We start from the raw sequence: 23,860 nt of genomic DNA on the forward strand, positions 1-23,860 counted from the left end.
ATCTGGTTCTTCGCCATTGGCCAGCGCTTGTGCGGTCAGTTCCCTGATCCTTAGTTGGCAGCCAGCATCGTCCAATCGACTGCGGTGCCGCGCTTCAGATCGCGTGCGGCGCGGCGCCCGATCACGTCGGGCAGATATTTCGGCGCCAGGCCCTTGCCGGGCCGGATCGAGCGCACGTGCTCGCCACCGATTACGTCGCCAGCCTTCACATCCTTGACGATGTAGAGTGAGCGGCGCAACGGCCGGATGCCGGCTTCCGAAGCGGTCGGGCCGTAATGAACCGAGCCCATCGCCTCCCACCCGATATTGATCGCTTCGATCATCTGCGTCAGTTCGGCCGGTTCAAGGCTGAAGGCGGAATCGACGCCGCCATCTGCGCGCGCCAGGGTGAAGTGTTTCTCGACCAGCGCCGAGCCGATGGCCGTCGCCGCCACCGGCACCGCCGTCCCCATGGTGTGGTCCGAAAGACCGACCACGCAGTCGAACATCTCGGCCAGATGCGGAATGGTGCGCAGGTGGCTTTCCGCCGGCGGCGTCGGATAGCCGCTGGTGCATTTGAGAAGGATGAGCTCCCTGCAGCCGGCCTGGCGCGCCGCGGCCACGGCGTCAGCGATTTCGCCGAGTTCCGAAGCGCCGGTCGACATGATCATCGGCTTGCCGGTGCGCGCCACGTATTGAATGAGCGGAATGTCGCAAAGCTCGAGCGAAGCGATCTTGTAGGCGGGGGCGCCCAGCTGTTCCAGCATGTCGACCGCCGTGTGATCGAAGGGCGAACTGAAGACGGCGATGCCCAGTTCGCGCCCCAGGGCGAAGAGCGGCTCATGCCATTCCCACGGCATGGCGGCTTCCTTGTAGAGGTCGAACAGGCGCGCTCCGTCCCAGAGGCCGCCCTTCACGCGGAAGTCCGGTCCATCGTGATCGATGGTGATGGTATCGGCCCGGTAGCTTTGCAGCTTCAGGGCATCGGCGCCGGCCTTCTTCGCCGCGCGCAGGATGTCCTTGGCACGTTCGAGACTGCCATTGTGATTGGCGGAGAGTTCGGCGATGACATAAGGCGGCCGGTCACGACCGATTTCCCGACCGGCAATGGTAACGCGCTGCATTAGGCCTCCTTATGCTGGGCGGGATAGGAGTGGAAGAAACCGTCCGCCGCCAACCTGTAATCCGCTCTGGCAAAAAGCGATAGTGAAGCTAGGTTATCCGGCAGGATTTTGGCATAAAAATGTGCGCCCGGCGCCAGATGGCGCACGGCCCGCAGCAACGCGGCGCCGATACCCTGGCGGTGGAACGAGCGCTCGGTGGCGATCGAGATCAGATATTCGGGGCGCCCGTTATCCTCGCCGATCCAATCCAGGCGGACGAATGCGGCGGCCTGGCCTTCCACTTCGGCGATGAGGAACCAGTCGGCCACGGCCGACAGGCGCTCCAAGAGCCACCGATGGTGCTCTTCTTCCGTCGGAATGGCGGGATTGAGCGCATAGCGGCGTGTTTCGGGCGCCCGCTGCAGCTTCATCAGCATTTCTTCATCATGCGCTTCAACGATGCGCAGGCGCAGTCGGCGGCCGTCCGGCAGATCCGTCGCCGGCAGCAGGGCGGCGACAACACGTTGCGTGCCGCGGCCGTCGCACAGTTTCATCGCCGCCAGCGCCATTGTGCGCCGCTTTGCCGGATGTTGCTGCAGGTCACGGAACTGCGCCGCCAGCGTCGCCGCCACGGCCTCACGCGGTTCAGCGGTGAGAAAACCGGCCACGAGGCCGGCGCCAGCCCGCTCGACGATCGCCGCGTTGTCGCGCTGGTTCTCGGCAATGCCGACAAGCAGGGACGCAAGCCCGACGCAGCCTCTCTCCCAGGTCGACGTTCCCGGGGCGCCGATCGCCAAATCCGCCTCCATCATCATGGCTGCCATGTCGGCGACGTCCGTCCACAGCTTGACCCGCGGGCCCATGGCGGCCACCTGTCGTTTGACATCTTCGATATAGGGGGCCTGGCCGCCAAGGACGACATCGACCGAAAGATCGGCCTGCTGCGCCAGCATGTCGAGTGCCAGCCCGGTGCCGTTGAGCGGGTCGACACCGCCGAACGCAACCAGTATCCGCTTTATCGGCATCGCCTGACCGGTCGCGTTCAGCATCTGCTGGCGCGTGCCGCGGCGTGCCTGGAATTGCTGCCGAAGCAAGGCCATGTCGGGGCCGATGAGGAGACGCGCGTCGCGCCGGTTGAGTTTCTTGTAGCGGCTGGTCCAGTCGCCCGGCGTGGGGTTGACGATGAGATCGGCATCCATCGGGCGGTTGGCGAGATCGTCGAAATAGACGATCTGTTCGGCAAACTGGCGAACGGCCTGCGCAAAATCTGTCGAGACATCGTAATCGTCCACAATCAGGGCATCGCAATGCCGGACTGCGGCGCCGATCCTGGCGGCGTCGGCCGCAGCATCTTCGTCCCGCAGCTCGATCCGCAGGTGGGGCGGAGTGTTGTCGCCGAGAAAGGCCAGGGTTTCGGCGGTGGCCGCCCAATAGCAGCGCCAACCAAGCGCTTCGAGGCGCGTCGCCAACGCATGGCAGCGCATGGCATGTCCCATCCCGATCTTGGCATTGGCGGTCATGCGGAAGACAACGACGCCGGCACTCGGATCGTTGGCCATTGCGGTCCGCACCCGATGCTGCGCGTTCGCCTGCGCGAGATATGGTTCCTGACCGAGGAGCGACAACGCCTCCTGCCATGTGGCGAGACGGTCTGCCGGCAGTTTGGCGAACAGCCTGTCGAAGAACAGCAAGTCTTCGGGATAGTCGAGAGTCCAGCGCTGCTGGTTGGCGGGCCAGCCGGGACCGACCACGTTGGCTCGGTGGAGTTCAGGGCGGCGGCGCAGCCAGGGCGTCACGTGCTCGCGATCATAGGGCGTGGTGGCGTCGCGCGCCGCCATTTCGAGGGCGGTTCGCGTAAATGCCTCGCAATCCAAACCGTGAGGAAACAGGCGCGGCATGTTGTTGGAGGCATAGTCGGCGTCCGTCTTGGCGCGTGCCGAGATGACGGCTTCGCACAGGTCGGGGTCGATGAGCGGGCAATCGCTGGTAACTCGCAGGATGACATCTGCATTGACGGCACGCGCGGCACCAAGGTAGCGACCCAGCACGTCGCGCTCGTCGCCTCTGAAGATAATGGCGCCACAGCGCTCGGCAAGGGCCGCCACCTCGTCGTCGGCGCTCTGCGTCGTGGTTGCGACGACGACGAGATCGGCGTTCCTGACCCGATGCAACCGCTCGATCACATGCTCCAGCACCGTCTTGCCCGACAGCTTCCGCAGAATCTTGCCGGGCAGGCGTGACGAACCTTTGCGTGCCTGAACGATAACGGCCGTTCGCGGCGAAGTCGAACCGAGAGCCGGAATGACAGATTGCGGCACAGACAATGTCTGGTCATTGACGACCATCTGCAGCAGGGCCAGAGTCAGCGGCGTCAAGGTCTGTTGGTTGGCGAGCAGATACTCTTGGACGCAGTTCAGCGGCAGGAGTTCAACCCGCTCATACTCGGCGCTGCCGTTCTTCTCGAATATCTGCGTGATCTCCGCCCAATCCTTCGACGTCCGGACCGTGAAGCAGACGTCGAAAACCTGGCTGTCCGTATCGCTCACGACGGCGAGCGGCCGGACATCGATAACTTCGTCGGCAGTGATGCCGATTTCCTCCCTCAGCTCCAGCATCAATTGCTGCTGCAGGTTGATTCTGGAATCGCTGTCGAGGGTTGTCATGTCCACCGACCCGGAGGGGGCCAGTTCGCCCATGCCGGGGAACTGATAGACGGTCTTGCTGCGATGCCCGATGACGATTCCGTCCCGGCAGAGCAGCAATCCGGTGACCGCCAGCGGCCGGATCTGGGACCATTTGAAGATAGAGGCGTCGCGCGACTGGGCCAACAGCCAGCGATAGTCCGAGCGGCGGCCGACGATACTGCTGTCATTGATCGACACGACGGATACAATTTCGCCGTCGAACAGGTTTGCGCCGCGGCGCTGTACTTCCTCGCGCCAGATTTCGCGGGCGCGTCCGTCGACCCAGGCAGGGACGTCGGGCGTCGTCGAACTCAACGTGCAGACCGGCGCATCGTTCAGTCGGATGAGCGAGACGGACTGCTTCATGAATGTCCTATCGGCGGGAACCGCCGCTGCAAGAAGGTAAGCGCATCGGCCAGGGATCCGACGTTCAGGAGCGCTTCGTTGCCGTCCTTGCCGGGTTCACCGCTCCGCAAATGAATGACATCGATCCCCGCGGCCAGTGCCGAGGCGATGCCGGCCGGCGAATCTTCGATGGCAATGCAATCTTGTGGCGCGACGTCCAGCCGGCCGATCAGAAGCTGATAAAGCGCCGGATCCGGCTTCCCGCGCGGACAAAGATCGGCGCCGACGATTTCGTCGATAGCCATGGCCAGTTCGTGGCGCCGCAGCCAATCGGCGATGAGAGCAGTCTGTCCGGCGCTGGCAATGCCGACCAGCCAGCCTTGCTGCTTTGCCCACGCGATCAATGCATGCGTCCCCGGCATGGGCGCCGCTTCGAGGATCGCGGCCTCCACGCCGTTCCGGTATGATTGCCACTCGGCTTCCGGGGCCGACGCTGTCGCAAACTGCCGGCACAGACCCTGAATCAGCTCGCTCAACACCATGCCATTTGCTTCTTCGAAGCTGGGCGCGTGTTGCCGAACGTTCAATCGATCGAGGAATCTCTCATAGACTTGGCGCAGACCAAGGATCGTGTCGGCGAGTGTGCCGTCGAAGTCGAGCAGCAGGGCGCGCTTGGCGGCGCGATGGATGATGGGCGTTGCGGGCATCATGCCGGCCGCCGGCACAGGACCAGCCGGTTCTGGCCGACCGGCCCCAGATCCTGTCCGTGCGCGCCGACGAGGTCGATGTTGACGCGGGCGGCGGCCTCTATGAGCGGATGCTCGTAATCAACAATCCCGCCATTGGTCATCGGCAGCAGAACGTAGAGCAGAAGGTCGTGAAGCGAACTGATGTGCTGTGTCGCGACGATATCGAGGCCGATCTGCTGCGCTAACGCCTCGAACCGGCCGTCCTCGATGAACGTGTTGAAGCTGTCGATCGGCCGCGGGGGAAGGCCCGCGCCGGCGCGCAGTTGCTCTTGCCGCGCTCGGGCCTCGGTGGAGTTTTCGATCGTGGCAAGATAGCCACCTGGGCCGAGCAGGGCGGCCATCCCCAGATAGGCCTGCTGCTGCAGATGCCAGCTGTTGAGGTTGATGAGGCAGCGGTCGGTGAAGATGATGTCGAAAGGTCCATCGACATTGTCGATCTGCAGCGCATTGCCGACCAGGTAACGGAGTCGTTCGGCATCAATCCCGTCCTCGGTTCGGCGCAGCTTGGCAGCCTCGATCATTTCCGGGATATAGTCGATGCCAGTGATGCTGCAATCGGTAAAATTCCGCGCGATCCAGCTACAGTTGAAGCCGTTACCGCAACCGACCTCGAGGATATGCAAAGGCCGCTTCAGGTCGCGACGCGCTCCTTCGACGACACGGCCGATGGTCGCGATCTCGATCATCTTTGCCGTGCGCCCCTTGGTCGTGGCGCGCAGGTCCTTGCCGAAGGACTTTGCCCAGTTCTGCCAGTGCCGCTGTATGTCTTCGAGCTTCATCGGCACTCGACCTCAGCCAAATCTGCTGCGCATGAACCGATGAAGGCGCGTGCGGACGCTTACCTGGCGTTGCGTCAACAATGCAACCTTCGATCCGCAGGAATGGATGTGAGGGCGCACGTCGACCCCGACCGCTTTGGCAATGCGATTGAAGCGCTCCATGACCATGTCATGGTCGAAATCGGGGAAAAGCGTGCCGCGGACGTTCTTGTCCTTCAGGCTCCACTGATAGTTCCATTTCGGCCGCCATTGGCTCATCGCGAAGCTGAGCGGCCGTCCGGCGGCGCCATGCGACATGAGCAACGCATCTAGACAGTCGATCACCTTCTCGGCGCCCATATGCGCCGGATCGTAGCTCATGCTGGCCACGAAGGCGTCCTGCATCGCCGGCGTGAAAGCCAGGCTCGGTTTGCCTGCCAGATGATCGATCAGCATGGTTACGGCCTCATCGACCGAATGTGCGATCGGGTTGACCCGGTTGGCGACATACCGCCCGACGGCAGGACTCTTGGTGTCCATGACGCATAGGGCTGGATGGTCGAGAGCGATCGCTTCGACGCCGGTGGTGCAATTGGTCTGGATGAGCGCATCCGAAGCAAGAATCCAGGGAATGGACGGCCCCTCGCGGACGACGGAAAGTCTCGGTTCGCCCTTGAAGTGGTTGAGCCAGGTGTCGATGCGCTCGCTCGGATGCGGCCGGAGAATGATCTGCACATTGGGCAGCTTCTCAAGCAATTGCTGGATGATGCCGACGACGGCGCGGTGATTGTCGCCTTCCATGGCAAGGTAGTTCTCGATGAAGTGCCGGTCGATCGGGTCGGAGAGGTCGAGCTTTCCTTGCCGCGCCTGATCCTGCACCATGAAATCGACCGGGCCTTTTTCGGAATTTGTCCAGCCGAGATTGGTGTTGATGAGGAGGAACCGCCCGAATCGCTGGCGGATGGCGTCGACCTCGTTCCGGTGAATGCCGCGCATGGCCGGGCGCAGCAGATCCCAGCGCGGGTTGATCGTCGTGTGCACGCGCGCTGCCGCGAAGGGGAAGCGCGTTTTCATGGAATTCGTGTTCGTTTCGCCACCGATGAAAATGGCGTCGGCATGACGGACGGCGTCAGCGGCGATCCAGCGCAGCTCGCTGGGCGTCGTCACCAGGCCGGGCACTTCTTCCTCGATCGCGGCGACCAGATAGCCCAGTTCCTGAACGCGCATGATCGTTCTGGCGTCGCGCTGGGTCAGGCTCTTCGACAGATAGACGCCCGGCGGCATTGCATCGACATTCCGCTCGATCAGCCATTTCTGGCCAAGGACCACTTCATAGCCACGCGCCAGGGCGAGAACCGCCAGCAGCAGTCGCGAGTCGAGCTCGCGGGAAGCAATCTCCATCGGCATATAGAGGATGCGCCGCAAGCCGCCCGTCATGCGGCGCTGGCCGGCGGCAGATAGGTGAGGGGTGGCGTTCAACGAAGAAAACTCATTTTTTCAATAGCCTAAGCGATATATCCCACGATTCGGCGGCCGACACCCGCCCGGCCCATCCGGATGCCTCGGCGGCACAAGACAAGACCGGCCGGGCTATTTACCGCGAGACCGTTGCCAATCGCAAATGGTCCGCGCAAAGAAGTTACCGCCCCCGCCAGCGAAACCCTAAGGATTGTTCATGTCAGATCATCTTCTTGAGCGACACGGCATTGTGCCATTGCTTGTTGATGTCGCTGGCGAAGCGGAAGCCGATGATCGTGTGGGGGAGGCCGGGCGCCAGGCTGTTGGCAAACTCTGTCACCTTCATCGAGGGGGGAAGATCTCGCCGCCGCGCGTGATCTTCATCGATGAGAGCACGCAGGCGACACCCTGTTCCAGCGCGATCCAGAAGCGCGCACTGTCAATCGAGGCCGCGGCGGCAAGGCGGCGGCGCAAGAAAAAGGGGCGCGACAAGAGCGCGCCCCTTGGCTTGGTCCGAACGGAGCCGGATCAGGCGCCGGTAAAGGCCTGCAGCCCGGTCTGGGCGCGGCCCAGGATCAGGGCGTGGATGTCGTGGGTGCCCTCATAGGTATTGACGGCTTCGAGGTTCATGACATGGCGGATGACATGGAATTCGTCCGAAACGCCATTGCCGCCGTGCATGTCGCGCGCCGTGCGGGCGATGTCGAGCGATTTGCCGCAGGAATTGCGCTTGATGAGCGATATGGCTTCCGGCGGGCAATTGTCGGCATCCTTCATGCGTCCGACCTGCAGGCAGGCCTGGAGACCGAGGGTGATTTCGGTCTGCATGTCGGCAAGCTTCTTCTGAATCAGCTGGGTGGCCGCAAGCGGCCGGCCGAACTGCTTACGGTCCAGCGTATATTGCCGCGCCGCGTGCCAACAGAATTCCGCCGCCCCCAACGCACCCCAGGCGATGCCGTAGCGGGCATTGTTGAGGCAGCCGAACGGGCCGCCAAGACCCTTCGCATTCGGCAGCAGGTTCTCGTCCGGCACGAACACATTGTCCATGACGATCTCGCCTGTGACCGACGCGCGCAGAGAGAACTTGCCCTGGATTTTCGGGGTCGAGAAACCCTTCATGCCACGCTCGAGCACGAAGCCGCGGATGACATCGTCTTCGGTCTTGCCCCACACGACGGCGACATCCGCGATCGGCGAGTTCGTGATCCACATCTTGGCGCCGGTGACGATATAGCCGCCATCGACCTTCCTGGCGCGGGTCTTCATGCCGCCAGGGTCCGAACCGTGATCGGGTTCGGTGAGACCGAAGCAGCCGACCAGTTCGCCGGTCGCGAGCTTGGGCAGCCATTTCTGGCGCTGCGCTTCGGTGCCGTAGGCATTGATCGGGTGCATCACCAGGCTCGATTGCACCGACATCGCCGAACGATAGCCAGAATCGACCCGTTCGACCTCGCGCGCCACCAGGCCGTAGGAGACATAGTTCGTGCCGGCGCAGCCATAGCCATCGATGGTCGAACCGAGCAGGCCAAGTTCGCCCAGCTCGTTCATGATCTCGCGGTCAAAGCGCTCATGACGGTTGGCTTCGAGTATGCGGGGCATCAGCTTGTCCTGCGCATAATTGCGCGCCGTGTCGCGCACCAGCCGTTCTTCCTCCGTCAACTGTGCGTCGAGGAAGAGCGGATCCTCCCATTTGAATTCAGGCTTGGCGTGGCGGGCGGAACTCATTCTCGTACTCCAAAGGCTTTTGTCGTTATCCTGGTCGGCGGCGGATGCTATATCATGGCAATCGGGCATGCGACAGGGCGGCTTGGCGCAGGCCGCTTATGTGTCCTGGCCTCAGTTCAGCCGCCGGCGCATGCGAGCTATGCATTGCCCCCGAGCTAGGCATTGTCCCTGAGGACACCTGAGGACAGGGGCGGGAGGTATTCGTTGTCCGGCACCGGTTATATCGTCGAGTTTCATCAGGTCGGCGCCTACGTCAAGGTTTCGGCGATGGACCCCGTGACCCTGATCGAAGTCTCGATGCCGGTTCCAGCGAACCTGCCCCAGCATCAGGCGGCCCAGGCGGCGATCCGCAAGCTGGAATTCGTGTTGGCCCGGCGAAAGGACACCCATCCTGACGGAACGGCAGGCGAACATAAATAACACCTTGTCCCCCCTGAATTGTCACGATAGGTTCCGCGGCAATGACGAGCTGCATGCCGACGGGGCCGGAGACGGTCCCGCGAGAGGCGGCCGGAATGGGGGCCTTTCGTTTGACGTGACGTCGGCGCTGCTGGGTCGGTTCCACCAAGGACTCGATTCCGCGTGCCGGTTTGGGGCATTCCAGATCCGATCCTCCGCCAGGACATGCAGTTCAAGGCGGGCCGCTAGATGGGCCCAGAAGAGAGGAGACTGCGCGCGAGATGGAATGGTTTCTGTCTTTATCGCCGCTGCTTGACGACAAGTTCCCGCCATTTGTGCAGCAGCTGATCAACGGGCTAACGCTAGGTTCCATCTACGGCCTCATCGCCATCGGTTACACGATGGTCTACGGCATCATCGGCATGGTTAACTTCGCCCATGGCGATGTTTACATGATCGGTGCCTTTCAGGCCATGATCGTGCTGCTGCTCTGCGGTACGCTCGGCATCAGCTGGGTGCCACTGCAATTGCTGATCATGCTGGTGGTCGCCATCGTGCTCACCGCCGCCTATGGCTGGATGGTTGAGCGAATCGCCTACCGTCCATTGCGCGGTGCGCCGCGCCTGGCTCCCCTCATCTCCGCCATCGGCATGTCGATCGTTCTGCAGAACTACGTCCAGTTGCTGCAGGGGCCGCGGCCCAAACCGGTTGAACCGGTCATCCGTGGCGGCTTGGAGTTGATGAGTCGGTCGGACGGCAGCTTCGCCGTGCAGCTCGGCTTCATGCAGATCATCATCATTCTGCTGACGATTGTGTTGATGACCGGCTTCGCCTTGCTCATCTCGCGCACGGCTTTGGGCCGGGCGCAGCGCGCCTGCGAGCAGGACATGAAGATGGCCTCGCTGCTCGGCGTCAATGTGGACCGGACGATTTCCCTGACTTTCGTCATGGGCGCGGGGCTCGCTGCTGTGGCCGGCATGATGGTGACGCTCTATTGGGGTAACAACGATTTCTACATGGGCTTCATCGCCGGCATCAAAGCCTTCACCGCGGCGGTTCTGGGTGGCATCGGCTCGCTGCCCGGCGCCATGCTGGGTGGCATTCTCATCGGTCTTATCGAAGCCATGTGGTCCAATTACTTCTCGGCGGAATACAAGGACGTGGCTGCGTTCGGCGTTCTGATCCTGGTGCTGATCTTCCGCCCGACCGGCCTCCTCGGCCGGCCTGAAGTCGAGAAGGTCTGACAGCGATGACGAACATGACCCAAGGCCTCTCCGCCGCCCCCAAACCGCCGTCAGCCTATGTCGAGGCTGCCAAGGAAGCGGTCTTCACATCCATCCTTGTCTTCCTGCTCGGCTGGTTGATGGTGGGCTACCAGACCCAGGTGCTGCAGGGCGAACAGATGAGCTACATCACGCGCTACGGCGACGTGGTCTGGGCGATGCTGCTCATCCCGGCTGGCCGCTTCCTGCTGACGCTGACCCGGTTCGACCGCACGCTGCCGGCGCTGGTGCTGGGCGGTCTCGGTTTCCTCTATCTCTTCGGTGCCGGCGTGGTCGGCGTGCTGGAACTGCCGGCCTATGGCGAGTTCCTGGTGACGGTCGATCCGCTGCAGCCCGACATCCTGCCCTTCGAGCAGCCGATGGTGAATGTCATCTTCGGCCTCGGCGCCTTCTTCGTGTTCGCCTCGGCCGCCAAGACACGCCGCCGCAAGGCGCAGGGTGCCCAGACGCTCGATGTGCGCGAGGCGGCCGAAGCGCGTCAGGCCCGCTTTGCCCGCAATCTCTCCGGCGTTCTCGGGCCGATCCTGATCGGCTTTGCCGTCATGCTGCCGCTCGTCAATTGCGACTGGATGCCGTCCTGGTTCCAGGCCTGCGGCAGCCGCTCCTTCGTCGACAGCCTCATCCTGGTGATGACCTATGTGATGCTCGGCTGGGGCCTCAACATCGTGGTGGGCCTCGCCGGCCTGCTCGATCTTGGCTATGTCGCCTTCTATGCGGTGGGCGCCTATACCTATGCCAAGCTCTCGACCACGTTGGGGCTGAACTTCTGGGAAAGCCTGCCGATCGCGGGTGCCATGGCGGCGGGTTTCGGCGTCGCCCTCGGTTTCCCGGTCCTGCGCCTGCGCGGCGACTATCTCGCGATCGTGACGCTGGGCTTCGGCGAAATCATCCGCATCATCCTCATCAACTGGCAGGTCTTCACCGGCGGCCCGAACGGCATCGGCAACATCGCCAAGATCGATTTCTTCGGCATCCCGTTCGAGCGCAACCCGGCGGAAGGGGAATTGGCTTTCCACACCTTGTTCGGGGTGGAGTTCGCCACGGTGCACCGGATCTACTTCCTCTATTACGTCATCCTCGTGCTGGCGCTGGTCACCAACTTCGTGACCATCCGCCTGCGCAAGATGCCGATCGGCCGGGCGTGGGAGGCCCTGCGCGAGGACGAGACCGCGTGCCGTGCGCTCGGCATCAATCCGACGAACACCAAGCTGACGGCCTTTGCCTTGGGCGCGATGTTCGCGGGTTTCGCCGGCTCCTTCTTCGCCACGCGCCAGGGCTTCGTCAGCCCTGAAAGCTTCACCTTCATCGAATCCGCCGTGATCCTGGCGATCGTGGTGCTGGGCGGCATGGGCAGCCAGGTCGGCGTCGCCCTGGCCGCCATCCTGCTCATCGGCTTGCCCGAGGTCTTACGTGAACTCTCGCTCTACCGCATGCTGGTCTTCGGCGGCGTCATGGTGCTGATCATGCTGCTGCGTCCGAAGGGTCTGCTCTCTTATCGCATCCCCACCATCCTACTGAGATCGACCAAGGCAAAGTCGCCCAATGTGGCCGCGCCGGGAGCCGGGCAATGAGCGCGCGGACCGCGATGAACGCGGCGGACGATACCCTGCTCGAGGTCGAGCGGCTGACCATGCGTTTCGGCGGCCTCGTCGCCATCAACGATGTGAGCTTTTCGGCGCGCAGCCGCCAGATCACCGGCGTCATCGGTCCAAACGGTGCCGGCAAGACGACCTTGTTCAACTGCATCACCGGATTCTACAAACCGACGGTCGGCCGCATCGCGCTCCGCAGTCCGCATGGCGAACCCTTCCTGCTGGAACGCATGGACGGCTTCCGCATCGGTCAGAAGGCCAAGGTGGCGCGCACCTTCCAGAACATCCGGCTGTTCCCGGGCATGTCAGTGCTGGAAAATCTCATGGTGGCGCAGCATAACAAGCTGATGCACGCTTCGGGATGGACCGTGCTGGGGCTCCTCGGCCTGCCGGCATTCCGCCATGCCGAAGCGGCGGCCCGCGATCTCGCGGTGCACTGGTTGGAGCGGGTGAAACTGACCCATGTCGCCGACGAACCTGCCGGCAGCCTGCCTTATGGCGACCAGCGGCGGCTGGAAATCGCGCGCGCCATGTGCACCGAGCCGGTGCTGCTCTGCCTCGACGAGCCGGCGGCCGGCCTCAATCCGAAGGAATCGGCCGAGCTCAACGCCCTGCTGCTCTCGATCCGCGATGAGTTCGGCATCGGCCTGCTGCTGATCGAACATGACATGAGCGTCGTCATGGGAATTTCGGACCACATCGTCGTGTTGGATTACGGCAGCAAGATCGCGGACGGCACGCCGGTCGAGATCCGCAATGACCCGGCGGTCATCCGCGCCTATCTCGGCGAAGACGAGAAGGAATAGGCTTGGCGATGCTCACGATTTCAGGCGTTCACACTTTCTACGGCCATATCGAGGCGCTCAAGGGCGTCGACCTCGAAGTGAAGCAGGGCGAGATCGTCACCTTGATCGGCGCCAACGGTGCCGGCAAGTCGACCCTGCTTATGACCATTTGCGGGACGCCGCGGGCGCGTTCAGGCCGCATCGTCTTCGAAGGCAAGGACATCGCGCAGATGCCGACCTTCGAGATCATGCGTCTCGGCATCGCGCAATCGCCGGAAGGCCGCCGCATTTTCCCGCGCATGAGTGTCATGGAAAACCTCCATATGGGGGCGATCACCAGCCAGCCGCAGCATTTCGATCAAGACCTTGAGCGCGTATTCACGATCTTCCCGCGCTTGAAAGAGCGCATGAACCAGCGCGGTGGCACACTGTCGGGCGGCGAGCAGCAGATGCTGGCCATCGCCCGTGCGCTGATGAGCCGGCCGCGCCTGCTGCTGCTCGACGAACCGTCGCTGGGGCTGGCGCCGCTGATCGTGCGGCAGATTTTCGGCATCATCCGCGAGATCAACGAGCAGCAGGGCATGACCGTGTTCCTGGTCGAACAGAATGCCAATCACGCGCTGAAGCTCGCGCATCGCGGCTACGTGATGGTCAATGGCACGATTACCATCTCGGGCACCGGCGCCGAATTGCTGAGCAATGCAGAAGTACGCGCGGCCTATCTTGAAGGCGGCCATTGAGCGGAGATTGATATGTGGGTTTTTGTTTTTCTCACCGTCTGCATCTTCGGAAGCGCCGCCTTCCTGATGGGGCAAGCGCTCGCCGAGACGTGGCGCCCGGCCTGGCAGAACCTGCCTTACGGATTTCTGCTCGTGGTTTTTAATCGCTTTCTGGCGAGGGCCCTGTTCCAGCAGCAGTTCTTCGATATCCTGGCAATCCTGCTCGATCTGATCGTCATCGTCGCGATGGCCCTGATTGCCTACCGCCTCACTCAGGCGCGCAAAATGGTGGCGCAGTACCCCTGGATCTACGAGCGTACCGGCGTGTTCAGCTGGCGCGAAAAGGCCGCAACCCAGGGTTAAGTAAGGTTAAATACGACAAACCGCGGGAATATGCGGATCACGGAGTTTTGCAGTCGGTTTGGATTGACCCGGCTGCAGTAAGGCGGGAAGATGCCGTCAGCTTAACCTGACGGCGGAAGACCGCAGGGGTAAGTGAAAACTCAGGCTTTATGTGAGGGATCTATGCTTAAGAATCTGATTGGCTCGACGGCTTTGGCCGCCGTGCTGGCTGCCGGCGCCTTCGGCGTCACCTCGGCCAAGGCGGAGGATCTGACCATCGCCGTTGCTGGTCCGATGACCGGCGAACTCGCTGCCTTCGGCGAACAGCTGAAGCGCGGTGCGGAGAAGGCGGTTGCCGACATCAACGCCAAGGGCGGCGTGCTCGGTAAGACCTTGAAGCTCGAAATCGGCGACGACCAGTGCGACCCGAAACAGGCCGTGCAGGTTGCCAACGATCTGGTGAAGAAGGAAGTCGCCTTCGTCGCCGGTCACTTCTGCTCGGGTTCCTCGATCCCGGCTTCGGCGGTCTATGCCGAAGAAGGCATCGTGCAGATCACCCCGGCCTCGACCAACCCGGCCTTCACCGAAGATATGGCGGCCAAAGGCGTCAACACCGTGTTCCGCACCTGCGGCCGTGACGATGCCCAGGGTGTCTTCGCCGGCCCGTGGCTGGCCAAGACCTATCCGGGCAAGAATGTCGCCATCCTCGACGACAAGTCGGCCTATGGCCAGGGTCTCGCCAACGAAACCGCGAAGAACTACGAAGCCTCGGGTGGCAAGGTTGCGCTGCGTGAAACCTATACCGCCAAGGAAAAGGACTTTTCCGCGCTCATCAGCAAGCTGAAGGACGCCAAGATCGACGCCGTCTATATCGGCGGCTATCACAATGACGTGGGTCTGATGGTCCGTCAGGCGCGCGAACAGGGCCTCGAAGCCGCGTTCGTCTCGGCCGACGCTCTCAACACCGCCGAGTTCTGGTCGATCTCCGGTCCGGCCGGCGAAGGCCTGCGCTACAGTGACGGCGCTTCGGCAGTCAACCTCGACTCCGCCAAGGATGTCGTGGCCGCGTTCCGTGCCGACAATTACGAGCCGGAAGGCTACACGCTGAACTCCTACGCTGCGATCCAGGCTTGGGCCGCGGCGGCGACGGCGGCTGGTTCGACGGACGGAGCGAAGGTCGCGGAAGCGATGCGCGCTGCGCCGATCCCCACCGCGATCGGCGACCTGACCTTCGATGCCAAGGGCGATCTGACCAAGGTCAACTACGCCTGGTATGTCTGGCACGACGGCAAAGCTATCCAAGAGCCGCTGAACTAAGCGTCGGCTCTTTTGAGCAGATGAAGAAAGCCCGGGCCTCGGCCCGGGCTTTTTTTGTTGGTGCGGCTTCCGTGGAGCGTGAGGCGGGCGATTTTACATCATGCCCATCGGACCCATCATCAACTGATCGGCCACGGCCTTCTGTTCCGGCGACAGCACGTCGTAGAGCTTGGTTGCAGGCTCCTTGATCGCCTGCAGCATCTCCAAATGCGCGCTCATATGCTCTTCCATCCATTTGAGGCGCTCGGGCAAGGGCAGCGGCTTCCCGTCCTTGCCCTGCATCGTCATGCCCTGCATCATCATCCCCTGGCCCATCATGCCCTGGCCCTGGTTCCCCATCATCATCCCCTGACCCATCATGCCCTGGCCCATCATGCCCTTCGACATCATGTCGTGCATCATCGCGCCCTTGCGCTTGGCATTGGCGCGCAAGGCGTCGGCATAGGCGTCCCATTGCGGCGCCTGCGCCTCGGTGATCTTCAATTCCGTCTTGAGAAAGGCGAGGCGGCCTTCGATATGCTGGGCAGGATTCATCATCCCGGAACCCATCATCCCGGAGCCCATCGTCGGCTGGGTGTTCTGTTGCGCGATCGCCGGCGTTCCGATGAGCAGCGCGGCTATCGTCAGGGCAGGTATCGAGATACGCATGGAACCCTCCTTGCATGGTTTTACAATGATCGATCTCCACTTCCGGCCGAACTGCGCCAGATCGTTGTCCAATGGGGCGCCGTCCAATGGGGCACCCTGTCCGTATCGCGGATCGCCGCCATGGCGATGCGGATCGGCACGCCGAGCCGAGCGGTCCCATCCCGGGTTCGGGCTGTTCACCCAGCCCGATGCGGCCCGGTCGGCATTCCTCCCGGCAAACTTTCGCCTCGCCCCATATCGTCGATGTTTGCCGCGCGAAGGGTCCTGACCTGGATCAATCGAGGCCGATTTGTCATGGGGCCGTCCAGGCTGGCCGATGTGGGGCCTTGCATCCGGCCGGGTCGCTCATTAATCGTAAATGACAAGAAATACACTCCGGGGATCTACACGGAGAGAATGTCTTTGGGGATGGAAGATCGTGACTGTCAGCCGCCTGTTTATCGTTCAACTGATGTCGGCTCTTTTTCTGGCGGCCTGCGCCGGACCCAGCGGACCCACGCGCGAGGAGGCCGAGGCCGCCAGGGCCAAGGTCATGGCCAATGCCGACGCGGCGCGGATTGCCGCCGAGGAGGATGGGCGCATCGTCATCGGACTTGCCGGGCCGATGAGCGGGGATCTGCAGAAGTATGGCCTCGACATGCGGCGGGGGGCCGAGCTTGCCGTGGCCGACCTCAACGCCGCCGGCGGCCTCCTTGGCCGTCGCGTCGTCCTCGAAGTGGAAGACGACAAGTGTGGCACGAAAGAGGCGGAAAGCGCCGCTACCGAGCTCATTCAGAAGGGCGCCGTTTTCGTCGACGGCCACTTCTGCTCCGGCTCCTCCATCGAAGGGGCCAATATCTACGGCGCGGCCGATGTTCTTCAGATCACGCCCTCCGTCACGAATGGTCTGGTGACCGACATTGCGGCACAGCGCAAGGTGACGACCATGTTTCGCGTCGTCGGCCGCGACGACATGCAGGGAATCTTCGCCGCCGACTGGATCGCCCAGACTTATCCAGGCCAGCCGGTCGCGGTCGTCAGCGACAACAGCCTTTACGGCAAGAGCATCGCCACGAAGCTCCTGGCCCGGCTGAAGGAAAAGGGGATTCGCCCGGTCATCGACGGTGAATTCACGCAAGGCCAGACCAGCTATTCCAGTCTGGTGAACGCCCTGAAGAAGGCGCAGCCAAGTGTCCTCTATGTCGCGGCTTATCACGATGATATCGGGCGCCTGGCCTGGGCGATGCGGGTGGCAAAGCTGCCGACCCAGCTTGTCGGACCCGACATGCTCAGCAATCCCGAATTCTGGTCTTTCTCCCAGGGGCGCGGCACCGGCGTCCGCTACAGCGACCAGGCGCCGGCGGTCGAACGGCCGGAAGCAGCCGATGTCGTCGCGCGTCTCAGGGCCGAAGGGGCCGAGCCCGGCAACGACGCCATCAACGCCTATGCCGCGATTCAGGTCTTCGCCGCCGCCGCCGAAGCGACCAAGGGCACGGACGCCAAGGCGATCGGCGATTTTCTGCGCCAGAACCCGGTCAGGACGATCCTTGGCGAGCTTGGCTGGGACGCGAAGGGCGATCTCAAGGCGCCCAACTATATCTGGTATGTCTGGAATGAGGGGCTGGCCGTCCGCCAATAGGCCGATTTCCGCGGAATTTCGGCATAGATTGTGGTTGGCGCCGACCCCGGCCCAGCTATATGGTAGCCCCGCTCGAACCCGCCGCGTGGCGCTGGCTCGTGCATCTTGCATACTGGGCCGGGACTTATGGCGGAAAAGATTGCGATTGCCAGCGACCATGCTGGGTTCGAACTGAAAACCCAATTGAAGCAAGAGCTTGAACGGCTCGGTTTCGAGCCGTTGGATCTTGGCGCGGACGGTCCGGCTTCGGTCGACTATCCTGATTTCGCCAAGAAGATGGCGGAGGCGCTGAAGGCCGGCACGGTCTCGCGCGGCGTTCTGGTCTGCGGGTCGGGGATCGGCATTTCGATGGCCGCCAACCGACACGCCCATGTGCGGGCGGCACTCTGCCACGATCATCTCACCGCCAAACTGGCGCGGCTCCACAACGACGCCAATGTTCTCTGCCTTGGTGGCAGGACCACCGGCGCCGATGTCGCTCGCGACTGTTTGCAGGTGTTTCTTGGGACAGATTTCGAAGGGGGCCGTCACCAAAATCGCGTCGCCAAGTTCAGCTAGGACTTTGGTCGAATTTCGCGACGCCGGCAGCCGTCCAAGGCGCCGGATGATGGCCAGGAAAGGTTAGAGGGAATGAATAAGGACACCAAGAATTACAGGCCGATGCCGGGTTTCTTCGATAAGCCGCTGGCCGAGCAGGACACCGCGATCTTCGACGCGATCGGCAAGGAATTCACCCGCCAGCAGGACCAGATCGAACTGATCGCCTCCGAGAACATCGTCTCGCGCGCGGTTCTCGAAGCACAGGGTTCGGTGCTGACCAACAAATATGCCGAAGGCTATCCGTCGCGCCGTTACTACGGTGGCTGCGAATTCGTCGACCTTGCCGAGGAATTGGCGATCGAGCGCGCCAAGAAGCTGTTCAACTGCAAATTCGCCAACGTGCAGCCGCATTCGGGCGCCCAGGCCAACCAGGGCGTGTTCATGGCGCTGCTGCAGCCGGGCGACACGTTCATGGGCCTCAACCTGGCGGCCGGCGGTCATCTGACCCACGGTTCGCCCGCCAATCAGTCCGGCAAGTGGTTCAAGGTCGTCTCCTACACGGTCGATCCGGCCACGCTGACGATCAATATGGACGAGGTCGAAAAGCTCGCCCGTGAATCGAGGCCCAAGCTGATCCTGGCCGGCGGTTCCGCCTATCCGCGCGTCTGGGATTTCGCGCGCTTCCGCAAGATCGCCGATGCCGTCGGCGCAATCTTCATGGTCGACATGGCGCATTTCGCCGGTCTGGTCGCGGCGGGTGTGCATCCCAGCCCCTTCCCGCATGCCCATGTCGTCACCACCACGACGCACAAGACCCTGCGCGGCCCTCGCGGCGGCATGATCCTCGCCGATGACGAGGATATGGGTAAGAAGATCAATTCGGCCGTGTTCCCGGGCCTCCAGGGCGGCCCGCTGATGCATGTCATCGCCGCCAAGGCCGTGGCCTTCGGCGAGGCGCTGAAGCCGGAATTCAAGGTCTATGCCCAGCAGGTCATCGACAACGCCAAGGTGCTGGCGGATACGATCATCGAAGGCGGCTATGCCATCACCACGGGCGGCACCGACAATCACCTGATGCTGGTCGATCTGCGGCCCAAGAAGCTGACCGGCAAGGCGGCCGAGGCGACGCTCGACCATGCCGGCATCACCTGCAACAAGAACGGCATTCCCTACGACACCGAAAAGCCGATGATCACGTCAGGTATCCGCCTGGGTACGCCGGCGGGAACGACGCGCGGCTTCGGCACCGGGGAATTCCGTCAAATCGGCAAACTGATCTGCCGCGTGCTGGATGGGCTCGCGGCGCATCCCGACGACAATTCGGCGACGGAAGCAGCCGTGCGCAAGGACGTGCAAGCCTTGTGCCGCCAGTTTCCGATTTATCCGAACCGGTAATCGGGACTGAACGGGGAAGAGGGGACAGATGCGCTGCCCATTTTGCGGCAATGAAGATACCCAGGTGAAGGATTCGCGGCCGACCGACGATAACGCCGCGATCCGCCGCCGGCGCCAATGCGGCAATTGCGGCGCCCGCTTCACGACCTTCGAGCGCGTGCAGCTGCGCGAACTCGTGGTGGTGAAAAGCAATGGGCAGCGCGAACCCTTCGAACGCGACAAGCTGATGCGCTCGATGCAGACCTCGCTCCGGAAGCGCCCGGTGGATGCCGAACGGCTCGAACGCGTGGTCAACGGCATCGTGCGGCGCCTGGAAAGCTCCGGCGAGACCGAAGTGCCGACCTCGATGATCGGCGAGGCGGTCATGGACGCCCTGGCCAGCCTCGACAAGGTGGCCTATGTGCGTTTCGCCTCGGTCTATCGCAACTTCCGCGAAGCCAAGGATTTCGAGACCTTCATCGGCAAGCTCGGTGGCGAGAACGACTAAGCCCGAGACCGACACCGACCGCGCCCATATGAGCGCGGCGCTGGGCCTTGGGCGGCGCAATCTGGGCCGCACCTGGCCCAATCCATCCGTCGGCTGCGTTATCGTGCAAAACGGCCGCGTCGTCGGGCGTGGCTACACGCAACCGGGCGGCCGGCCCCATGCCGAAACCGAAGCCCTGGCCCAGGCCGGTATCCTGGCGCGGGGCGCCACCGCCTATGTGTCGCTCGAACCCTGCGCTCATCATGGCAGGACCCCGCCCTGCGCCGAGGCGCTGGTGGCGGCGGGGATCAAGGCCTGCGTCATCGCCACCGGCGATCCCGACCCGCGCGTCGCCGGCGGCGGCATCGCCATCCTGAAGAAGGCCGGGATCGCGGTCACCGAAGGCGTCCTCGAAGCTGAGGCGCGGGAGGACAATGCCGGTTTCTTCACCCGGATCAAACTCGGCCGGCCGCTCATTACCCTGAAACTCGCCACCTCCCTCGACGGCCGCATCGCGACCCTTTCGGGCGAGAGCAAATGGATCACCGGACCCGCCGCCCGTGCGATCGGCCACCGGCTCCGTGCCGCTCATGACGCCATCATGGTGGGATCGGGGACGGTGCTGGCCGACGATCCTGAATTGACCTGCCGGCTCCCAGGGCTCGAGGCACGCTCGCCGGTCCGGGTCGTCCTCGACACAAGGTTGCAGATTCCCCCGACCGCGAAACTGCTTGCGGACCAGGATCGGTTCCCGACCTGGATCGTGACGGCCGCCGAGGCCGATTTCAGCCGGTTCCGCGATCCCGAATTGACCCTGATTTGTCCCTCAAGGGGCGATTCCGGAAGGGTCCAATTAAGAACCGTTCTCAATGAATTGGCCGATCGCGGGCTGACCCGGATCCTGGTCGAGGGTGGTGCCAATCTCGCCACCAGCCTCCTCAAGGAGGATCTGGTCGACCGCCTCGCTTGGTTCCAGGCACCCCTGGTGATCGGCGACGACGGCATGGCTGCCATCGGCGAACTGGGCCGGCCCGCGCTTGACCGGATCAGCCGATTCAAGCTTCTGTCGGCACAGCAGGTCGGCCCGGACAACTTCTCGCTCTATGCCCGCGCCGACTGAGCCTGTTCTTTCAAGCTACGGAAACTAAAAGATGTTTACTGGAATTGTGACGGACCTCGGCACCGTCCGCGCGCTGAAACCAGGCGCCGTGACGCGGCTGGAGATCGCCACCGGCTACGATACCGGCCCCATCGCCATTGGCGCATCAGTCGCCTGCAATGGCTGCTGCCTCAGCGTCGTGGAGAAGGGCGCTGGCTGGCTGGCCTTTGAGGCGGCACAGGAGACACTTGCCGTAACCACCTTGAAAGACTGGAAAGTTGGCGATCGCATCAACCTCGAACGCCCCATGCTGGTGGGTGACGAGCTGGGCGGCCATATCGTCGCCGGCCATGTCGATGGCATCGGCTCGGTCGTGAGTGCCGCCGATGACAAGGGCAGCTTGCGGCTAACCGTCGAAGCCCCTGATAATCTGGCAAAATATATCGCCTCCAAGGGCTCGGTGACGATCGACGGTGTGTCGCTCACGGTCAACGAAGTGAGCGGCCGCCAGTTCGGCGTCTGCCTCATCCCGATCACCCAGGTCGCCACCAATCTGGGCAAGGCCACCGTCGGGCAGCGGGTCAATCTGGAGATCGACCTCATCGCCCGTTATGTGGCGAGACTGCTCGGCCAGGATGGCAGATAAGCAGCGCTCGACCTCAGGCGGGTAAGCCGTTAAAAGGCGGCAACCCTTGGATAGAGTTTCAGGAACTATGACCGACAAACCGCATATCATGGTCGTCGAAGCGCGCTTCTACGAAGACCTTTCCGACGCGCTGTGGGACGGCGCCAAGCGCGCGCTCGATACCGTGGGCGCCACCTATGAGCGCTTCACCGTGCCGGGTGCCCTCGAGATTCCGGCGGCGATCCGCCTCGCCCATCTGGCGGCCGAGACCGGCAAGCTGAAGAGGAAGTTCGACGGCTATGTGGCGCTGGGCTGCGTCATCCGCGGCGAGACCACTCATTATGAGACCGTCTGCAACGAAAGCGCCCGGGGCCTGATGAGCCTGGCGACGGAATATGGCCTCTGCATCGGCAACGGCATCCTCACCTGCGAGAATGACGAGCAGGCCTGGGTCCGCGCCAAGGTGAGCGAACTCGACAAGGGCGGCGGGGCCGCCCTTGCTGCCATGAGCCTCATCGCCCTCAAGAAGCAGCTGGGGTCGTGATGGCCCAAGATAAGAGCCTCACCGCCAAGGAACGCAGCCAGCAACTGGCGCTGGAGCGGCGAGCTGCGCGCCTGGCCGCCGTGCAGGCGCTCTATCAATGGGAACAGACCGGCGGCAAGCCCGAGGCGATCATCAGCGAATTCGGCACCCACCGAATCAACCGCAAGGCGGGTGAGGAATCGGAACTGCCCCCGGCCGACCGCAAGCTCTTTGCCGAACTGGTGCGCGGTGTCGCCGCCAGCGTCGGCGAACTCGACGACATGCTCTCGGCCGTCATCTCGGACGAATGGAGCGTCGAGCGGCTGGAATCGATCCTGCGCGCCATCATGCGCTGTGGGGCCTTTGAACTCGCCCACCGCCAGGATGTGCCGCCCAAGGTGGTGATCAGCGAGTACCTCGCCGTGGCCGATGCCTTCTTCGGCGAGAAGGAAACCGGCATGACCAACGGAATCCTCGACAAGCTGGCGCAGACGCTGCGCCCGGGCGAGCTGGCGGGCAAGGGAAGCGGGCGCGGTGGCCAGACCGCCAGATAATAACCGGCTGCCCGGTGAGTTCGACCTCATCGCGCGCTACTTCAAGCCGCTGGCGGCCAATATGCCGGGCGCACTCGGCCTCGATGACGATGTCTGCACCTGGGCGCCGGCCCTGGGCGAGGAACTGGTCCTCACCGCCGATGCGCTGGTGGCCGGCATCCATTTCCTGCCCGAGGATCCCGCCGATCTCGTCGCCCGCAAGATGCTGCGGGTCAATCTCTCCGACCTCGCCGCCAAGGGCGCCCGGCCCGTCGGCTATCTGATGGTAACGGCCTTCTCGCCCGATGTGGACGAGGCATGGGTCGCCACCTTCTGCGAAGGGCTTGCCGCCGACCAGGCCGAATTCGGCATCGGCCTCATGGGCGGCGATACGGTGGCGACACCGGGGCCGCTGACCCTGTCGCTGACCGCCATCGGCACGGTGCCGGCGGGGAAGGCCCCGCGCCGCAACGGCGCCAGGCCCGGCGATGCCGTGCTGGTTTCCGGCTCGATCGGCGACGGCGCGCTTGGGCTCAAGGTGCTGCGCAACGAATTTCCGGGGCTCGACGAAACCAGCCGGCGCTATTTGACCAACCGCTATCACCTGCCGCAGCCGCGCGTCGATCTGGGCCGCGCCCTGATGGAAAGTGGCCGGGTCCATGCCATGATGGACGTGTCGGACGGCCTGGTCGCCGATCTCGCGCACATAGCCGACGCCTCCCACGTGGCGACCACGTTGCGCGCCAATGCCGTGCCGGTCTCGGAAGCCGCCGCCGCCATCCTCGCCGACGACATGACCCGGCTGCCGCTGATCCTCACCGGCGGCGACGATTACGAATTACTGCTGACGGCATCACCCGATGCAGTGCCGGACCTCCTCGGCATCGCCGCCGAACTCGATATGCGGCTGACAATCGTCGGCGAGATCGCGCCGGGGCAGGGTGTCACGGTCGTCGACCGCGACGGCGCGGCACTCGAACTGGCCAGCAAGGGCTATCGGCACTTCTGACGTTACCACCGAGCCCAGTCGCCCGCCCCCCCTCACCCTGACCCTCTCCCGCGAGGCTACGAGATTCACACATTTCGGAGGTTCCAGCCATGCTTGATTGCATGGAACTGATTGAGACCTCTGAGCATGACGATGGGGCCTGGCTTTCCGTAGTATCCGGTCCATC

The 23,860-nt window shown here is 63.3% G+C and carries 25 protein-coding genes; 16 read left to right on the forward strand and 9 right to left on the reverse strand.

The genetic code is table 11. The annotated features are described in order from the left end of the window. Nucleotides 1-50: 50 nt before the first annotated feature. The 8 genes from pseI to ACE3TY_RS18540 form a co-directional block, all read right to left on the reverse strand. Nucleotides 51-1,103: a pseudaminic acid synthase gene (gene pseI / locus ACE3TY_RS18505; protein ID WP_374655722.1), complete on the reverse strand. Its 1,053-nt coding sequence runs from the start codon at nt 1,101-1,103 to the stop codon at nt 51-53. Continuing rightward, nucleotides 1,103-4,132 (reverse strand): UDP-2,4-diacetamido-2,4,6-trideoxy-beta-L-altropyranose hydrolase, encoded by a 3,030-nt coding sequence (gene pseG / locus ACE3TY_RS18510; RefSeq protein WP_374655724.1) that lies wholly within the window; start codon nt 4,130-4,132, stop codon nt 1,103-1,105. Before pseG ends, pseI begins: the two co-directional genes overlap by 1 nt. After that, nucleotides 4,129-4,836, reverse strand: a complete 708-nt coding sequence (locus tag ACE3TY_RS18515) for an HAD family hydrolase (protein ID WP_374655726.1) — start codon at nt 4,834-4,836, stop codon at nt 4,129-4,131. The genes pseG and ACE3TY_RS18515 overlap by 4 nt, the downstream gene beginning before the upstream one ends. Continuing rightward, the gene (locus tag ACE3TY_RS18520; RefSeq protein ID WP_374655728.1) at nt 4,818-5,639 is read right to left on the reverse strand and encodes a class I SAM-dependent methyltransferase; all 822 of its coding nucleotides are present in this window, start codon (nt 5,637-5,639) and stop codon (nt 4,818-4,820) included. Before ACE3TY_RS18520 ends, ACE3TY_RS18515 begins: the two co-directional genes overlap by 19 nt. A 12-nt stretch (nt 5,640-5,651) precedes the next feature. Beyond that, on the reverse strand, nt 5,652-7,097 hold the full coding sequence (locus tag ACE3TY_RS18525; protein WP_374655730.1) for a surface carbohydrate biosynthesis protein: 1,446 nt from the start codon (nt 7,095-7,097) through the stop codon (nt 5,652-5,654). Between the two features lie 199 nt (nt 7,098-7,296). Then, complete coding sequence (locus ACE3TY_RS18530; RefSeq protein WP_374655732.1) at nt 7,297-7,422, reverse strand: hypothetical protein; 126 nt, start codon at nt 7,420-7,422, stop codon at nt 7,297-7,299. Next, a complete protein-coding gene (locus tag ACE3TY_RS18535) occupies nt 7,419-7,568 on the reverse strand; it encodes a hypothetical protein (RefSeq protein ID WP_374655734.1) in 150 nt (49 codons plus the stop codon). The genes ACE3TY_RS18530 and ACE3TY_RS18535 overlap by 4 nt, the downstream gene beginning before the upstream one ends. A 36-nt stretch (nt 7,569-7,604) precedes the next feature. Next, nucleotides 7,605-8,801 (reverse strand): acyl-CoA dehydrogenase, encoded by a 1,197-nt coding sequence (locus ACE3TY_RS18540; protein ID WP_374655736.1) that lies wholly within the window; start codon nt 8,799-8,801, stop codon nt 7,605-7,607. Between the two features lie 204 nt (nt 8,802-9,005). Between ACE3TY_RS18540 and ACE3TY_RS18545 the strand changes: the two genes are divergently transcribed. The 7 genes from ACE3TY_RS18545 (at nt 9,006) to ACE3TY_RS18575 (ending at nt 15,238) form a co-directional block, all read left to right on the forward strand. Then, nucleotides 9,006-9,221, forward strand: a complete 216-nt coding sequence (locus ACE3TY_RS18545) for a hypothetical protein (RefSeq protein ID WP_374655738.1) — start codon at nt 9,006-9,008, stop codon at nt 9,219-9,221. A 260-nt stretch (nt 9,222-9,481) separates the two neighbouring features. Beyond that, the gene (locus ACE3TY_RS18550; protein WP_374655740.1) at nt 9,482-10,444 is read left to right on the forward strand and encodes a branched-chain amino acid ABC transporter permease LivH; all 963 of its coding nucleotides are present in this window, start codon (nt 9,482-9,484) and stop codon (nt 10,442-10,444) included. Nucleotides 10,445-10,449: 5 nt separating this feature from the next. Then, nucleotides 10,450-12,054: a high-affinity branched-chain amino acid ABC transporter permease LivM gene (gene livM, locus ACE3TY_RS18555; protein WP_374655742.1), complete on the forward strand. Its 1,605-nt coding sequence runs from the start codon at nt 10,450-10,452 to the stop codon at nt 12,052-12,054. Next, nucleotides 12,051-12,881: an ABC transporter ATP-binding protein gene (locus ACE3TY_RS18560; protein ID WP_374655744.1), complete on the forward strand. Its 831-nt coding sequence runs from the start codon at nt 12,051-12,053 to the stop codon at nt 12,879-12,881. Before livM ends, ACE3TY_RS18560 begins: the two co-directional genes overlap by 4 nt. 8 nt (nt 12,882-12,889) lie before the next feature. Then, on the forward strand, nt 12,890-13,600 hold the full coding sequence (locus tag ACE3TY_RS18565; protein WP_374655746.1) for an ABC transporter ATP-binding protein: 711 nt from the start codon (nt 12,890-12,892) through the stop codon (nt 13,598-13,600). A gap of 12 nt (nt 13,601-13,612) precedes the next feature. Continuing rightward, nucleotides 13,613-13,942, forward strand: coding sequence for a DUF6867 family protein (locus tag ACE3TY_RS18570; RefSeq protein ID WP_374655748.1), 330 nt, complete (start codon nt 13,613-13,615; stop codon nt 13,940-13,942). Nucleotides 13,943-14,104: 162 nt separating this feature from the next. After that, entirely contained in the window at nt 14,105-15,238 is a 1,134-nt protein-coding gene (locus ACE3TY_RS18575; RefSeq protein ID WP_374655750.1) for a branched-chain amino acid ABC transporter substrate-binding protein, read from the forward strand. A gap of 93 nt (nt 15,239-15,331) precedes the next feature. On the opposite strand, the gene ACE3TY_RS18580 is transcribed toward ACE3TY_RS18575, so the two are convergent. Continuing rightward, on the reverse strand, nt 15,332-15,886 hold the full coding sequence (locus ACE3TY_RS18580) for a Spy/CpxP family protein refolding chaperone (protein WP_374655752.1): 555 nt from the start codon (nt 15,884-15,886) through the stop codon (nt 15,332-15,334). A 418-nt stretch (nt 15,887-16,304) separates the two neighbouring features. Between ACE3TY_RS18580 and ACE3TY_RS18585 the strand changes: the two genes are divergently transcribed. The 9 genes from ACE3TY_RS18585 to thiL all read left to right on the forward strand — a co-directional run bounded on the left by ACE3TY_RS18585 (nt 16,305) and on the right by thiL (nt 23,694). Further along, nucleotides 16,305-17,504, forward strand: coding sequence for a branched-chain amino acid ABC transporter substrate-binding protein (locus ACE3TY_RS18585; protein ID WP_374655754.1), 1,200 nt, complete (start codon nt 16,305-16,307; stop codon nt 17,502-17,504). 126 nt (nt 17,505-17,630) lie between these two features. Further along, nucleotides 17,631-18,062 (forward strand): ribose 5-phosphate isomerase B, encoded by a 432-nt coding sequence (rpiB, locus tag ACE3TY_RS18590; RefSeq protein WP_374655756.1) that lies wholly within the window; start codon nt 17,631-17,633, stop codon nt 18,060-18,062. A 102-nt stretch (nt 18,063-18,164) separates the two neighbouring features. Next, a complete protein-coding gene (glyA, locus tag ACE3TY_RS18595) occupies nt 18,165-19,439 on the forward strand; it encodes a serine hydroxymethyltransferase (RefSeq protein WP_374655768.1) in 1,275 nt (424 codons plus the stop codon). 28 nt (nt 19,440-19,467) lie between these two features. Next, the gene (gene nrdR, locus ACE3TY_RS18600) at nt 19,468-19,926 is read left to right on the forward strand and encodes a transcriptional regulator NrdR (RefSeq protein WP_320501545.1); all 459 of its coding nucleotides are present in this window, start codon (nt 19,468-19,470) and stop codon (nt 19,924-19,926) included. Beyond that, entirely contained in the window at nt 19,910-21,025 is a 1,116-nt protein-coding gene (gene ribD, locus ACE3TY_RS18605; protein ID WP_374655758.1) for a bifunctional diaminohydroxyphosphoribosylaminopyrimidine deaminase/5-amino-6-(5-phosphoribosylamino)uracil reductase RibD, read from the forward strand. The genes nrdR and ribD overlap by 17 nt, the downstream gene beginning before the upstream one ends. Before the next feature lie 31 nt (nt 21,026-21,056). Then, nucleotides 21,057-21,650: a riboflavin synthase gene (locus tag ACE3TY_RS18610; protein WP_374655760.1), complete on the forward strand. Its 594-nt coding sequence runs from the start codon at nt 21,057-21,059 to the stop codon at nt 21,648-21,650. A gap of 67 nt (nt 21,651-21,717) precedes the next feature. After that, nucleotides 21,718-22,173, forward strand: a complete 456-nt coding sequence (gene ribH, locus ACE3TY_RS18615; protein ID WP_374655762.1) for a 6,7-dimethyl-8-ribityllumazine synthase — start codon at nt 21,718-21,720, stop codon at nt 22,171-22,173. Continuing rightward, nucleotides 22,173-22,706 (forward strand): transcription antitermination factor NusB, encoded by a 534-nt coding sequence (nusB, locus tag ACE3TY_RS18620; RefSeq protein WP_374655764.1) that lies wholly within the window; start codon nt 22,173-22,175, stop codon nt 22,704-22,706. The genes ribH and nusB overlap by 1 nt, the downstream gene beginning before the upstream one ends. Next, on the forward strand, nt 22,687-23,694 hold the full coding sequence (gene thiL, locus ACE3TY_RS18625) for a thiamine-phosphate kinase (protein ID WP_374655766.1): 1,008 nt from the start codon (nt 22,687-22,689) through the stop codon (nt 23,692-23,694). Before nusB ends, thiL begins: the two co-directional genes overlap by 20 nt. The last annotated feature ends 166 nt before the right edge of the window (nt 23,695-23,860 follow it).

This window comes from Dongia sp., assembly GCF_041918875.1.
GTDB lineage: Bacteria > Pseudomonadota > Alphaproteobacteria > Dongiales > Dongiaceae > Dongia.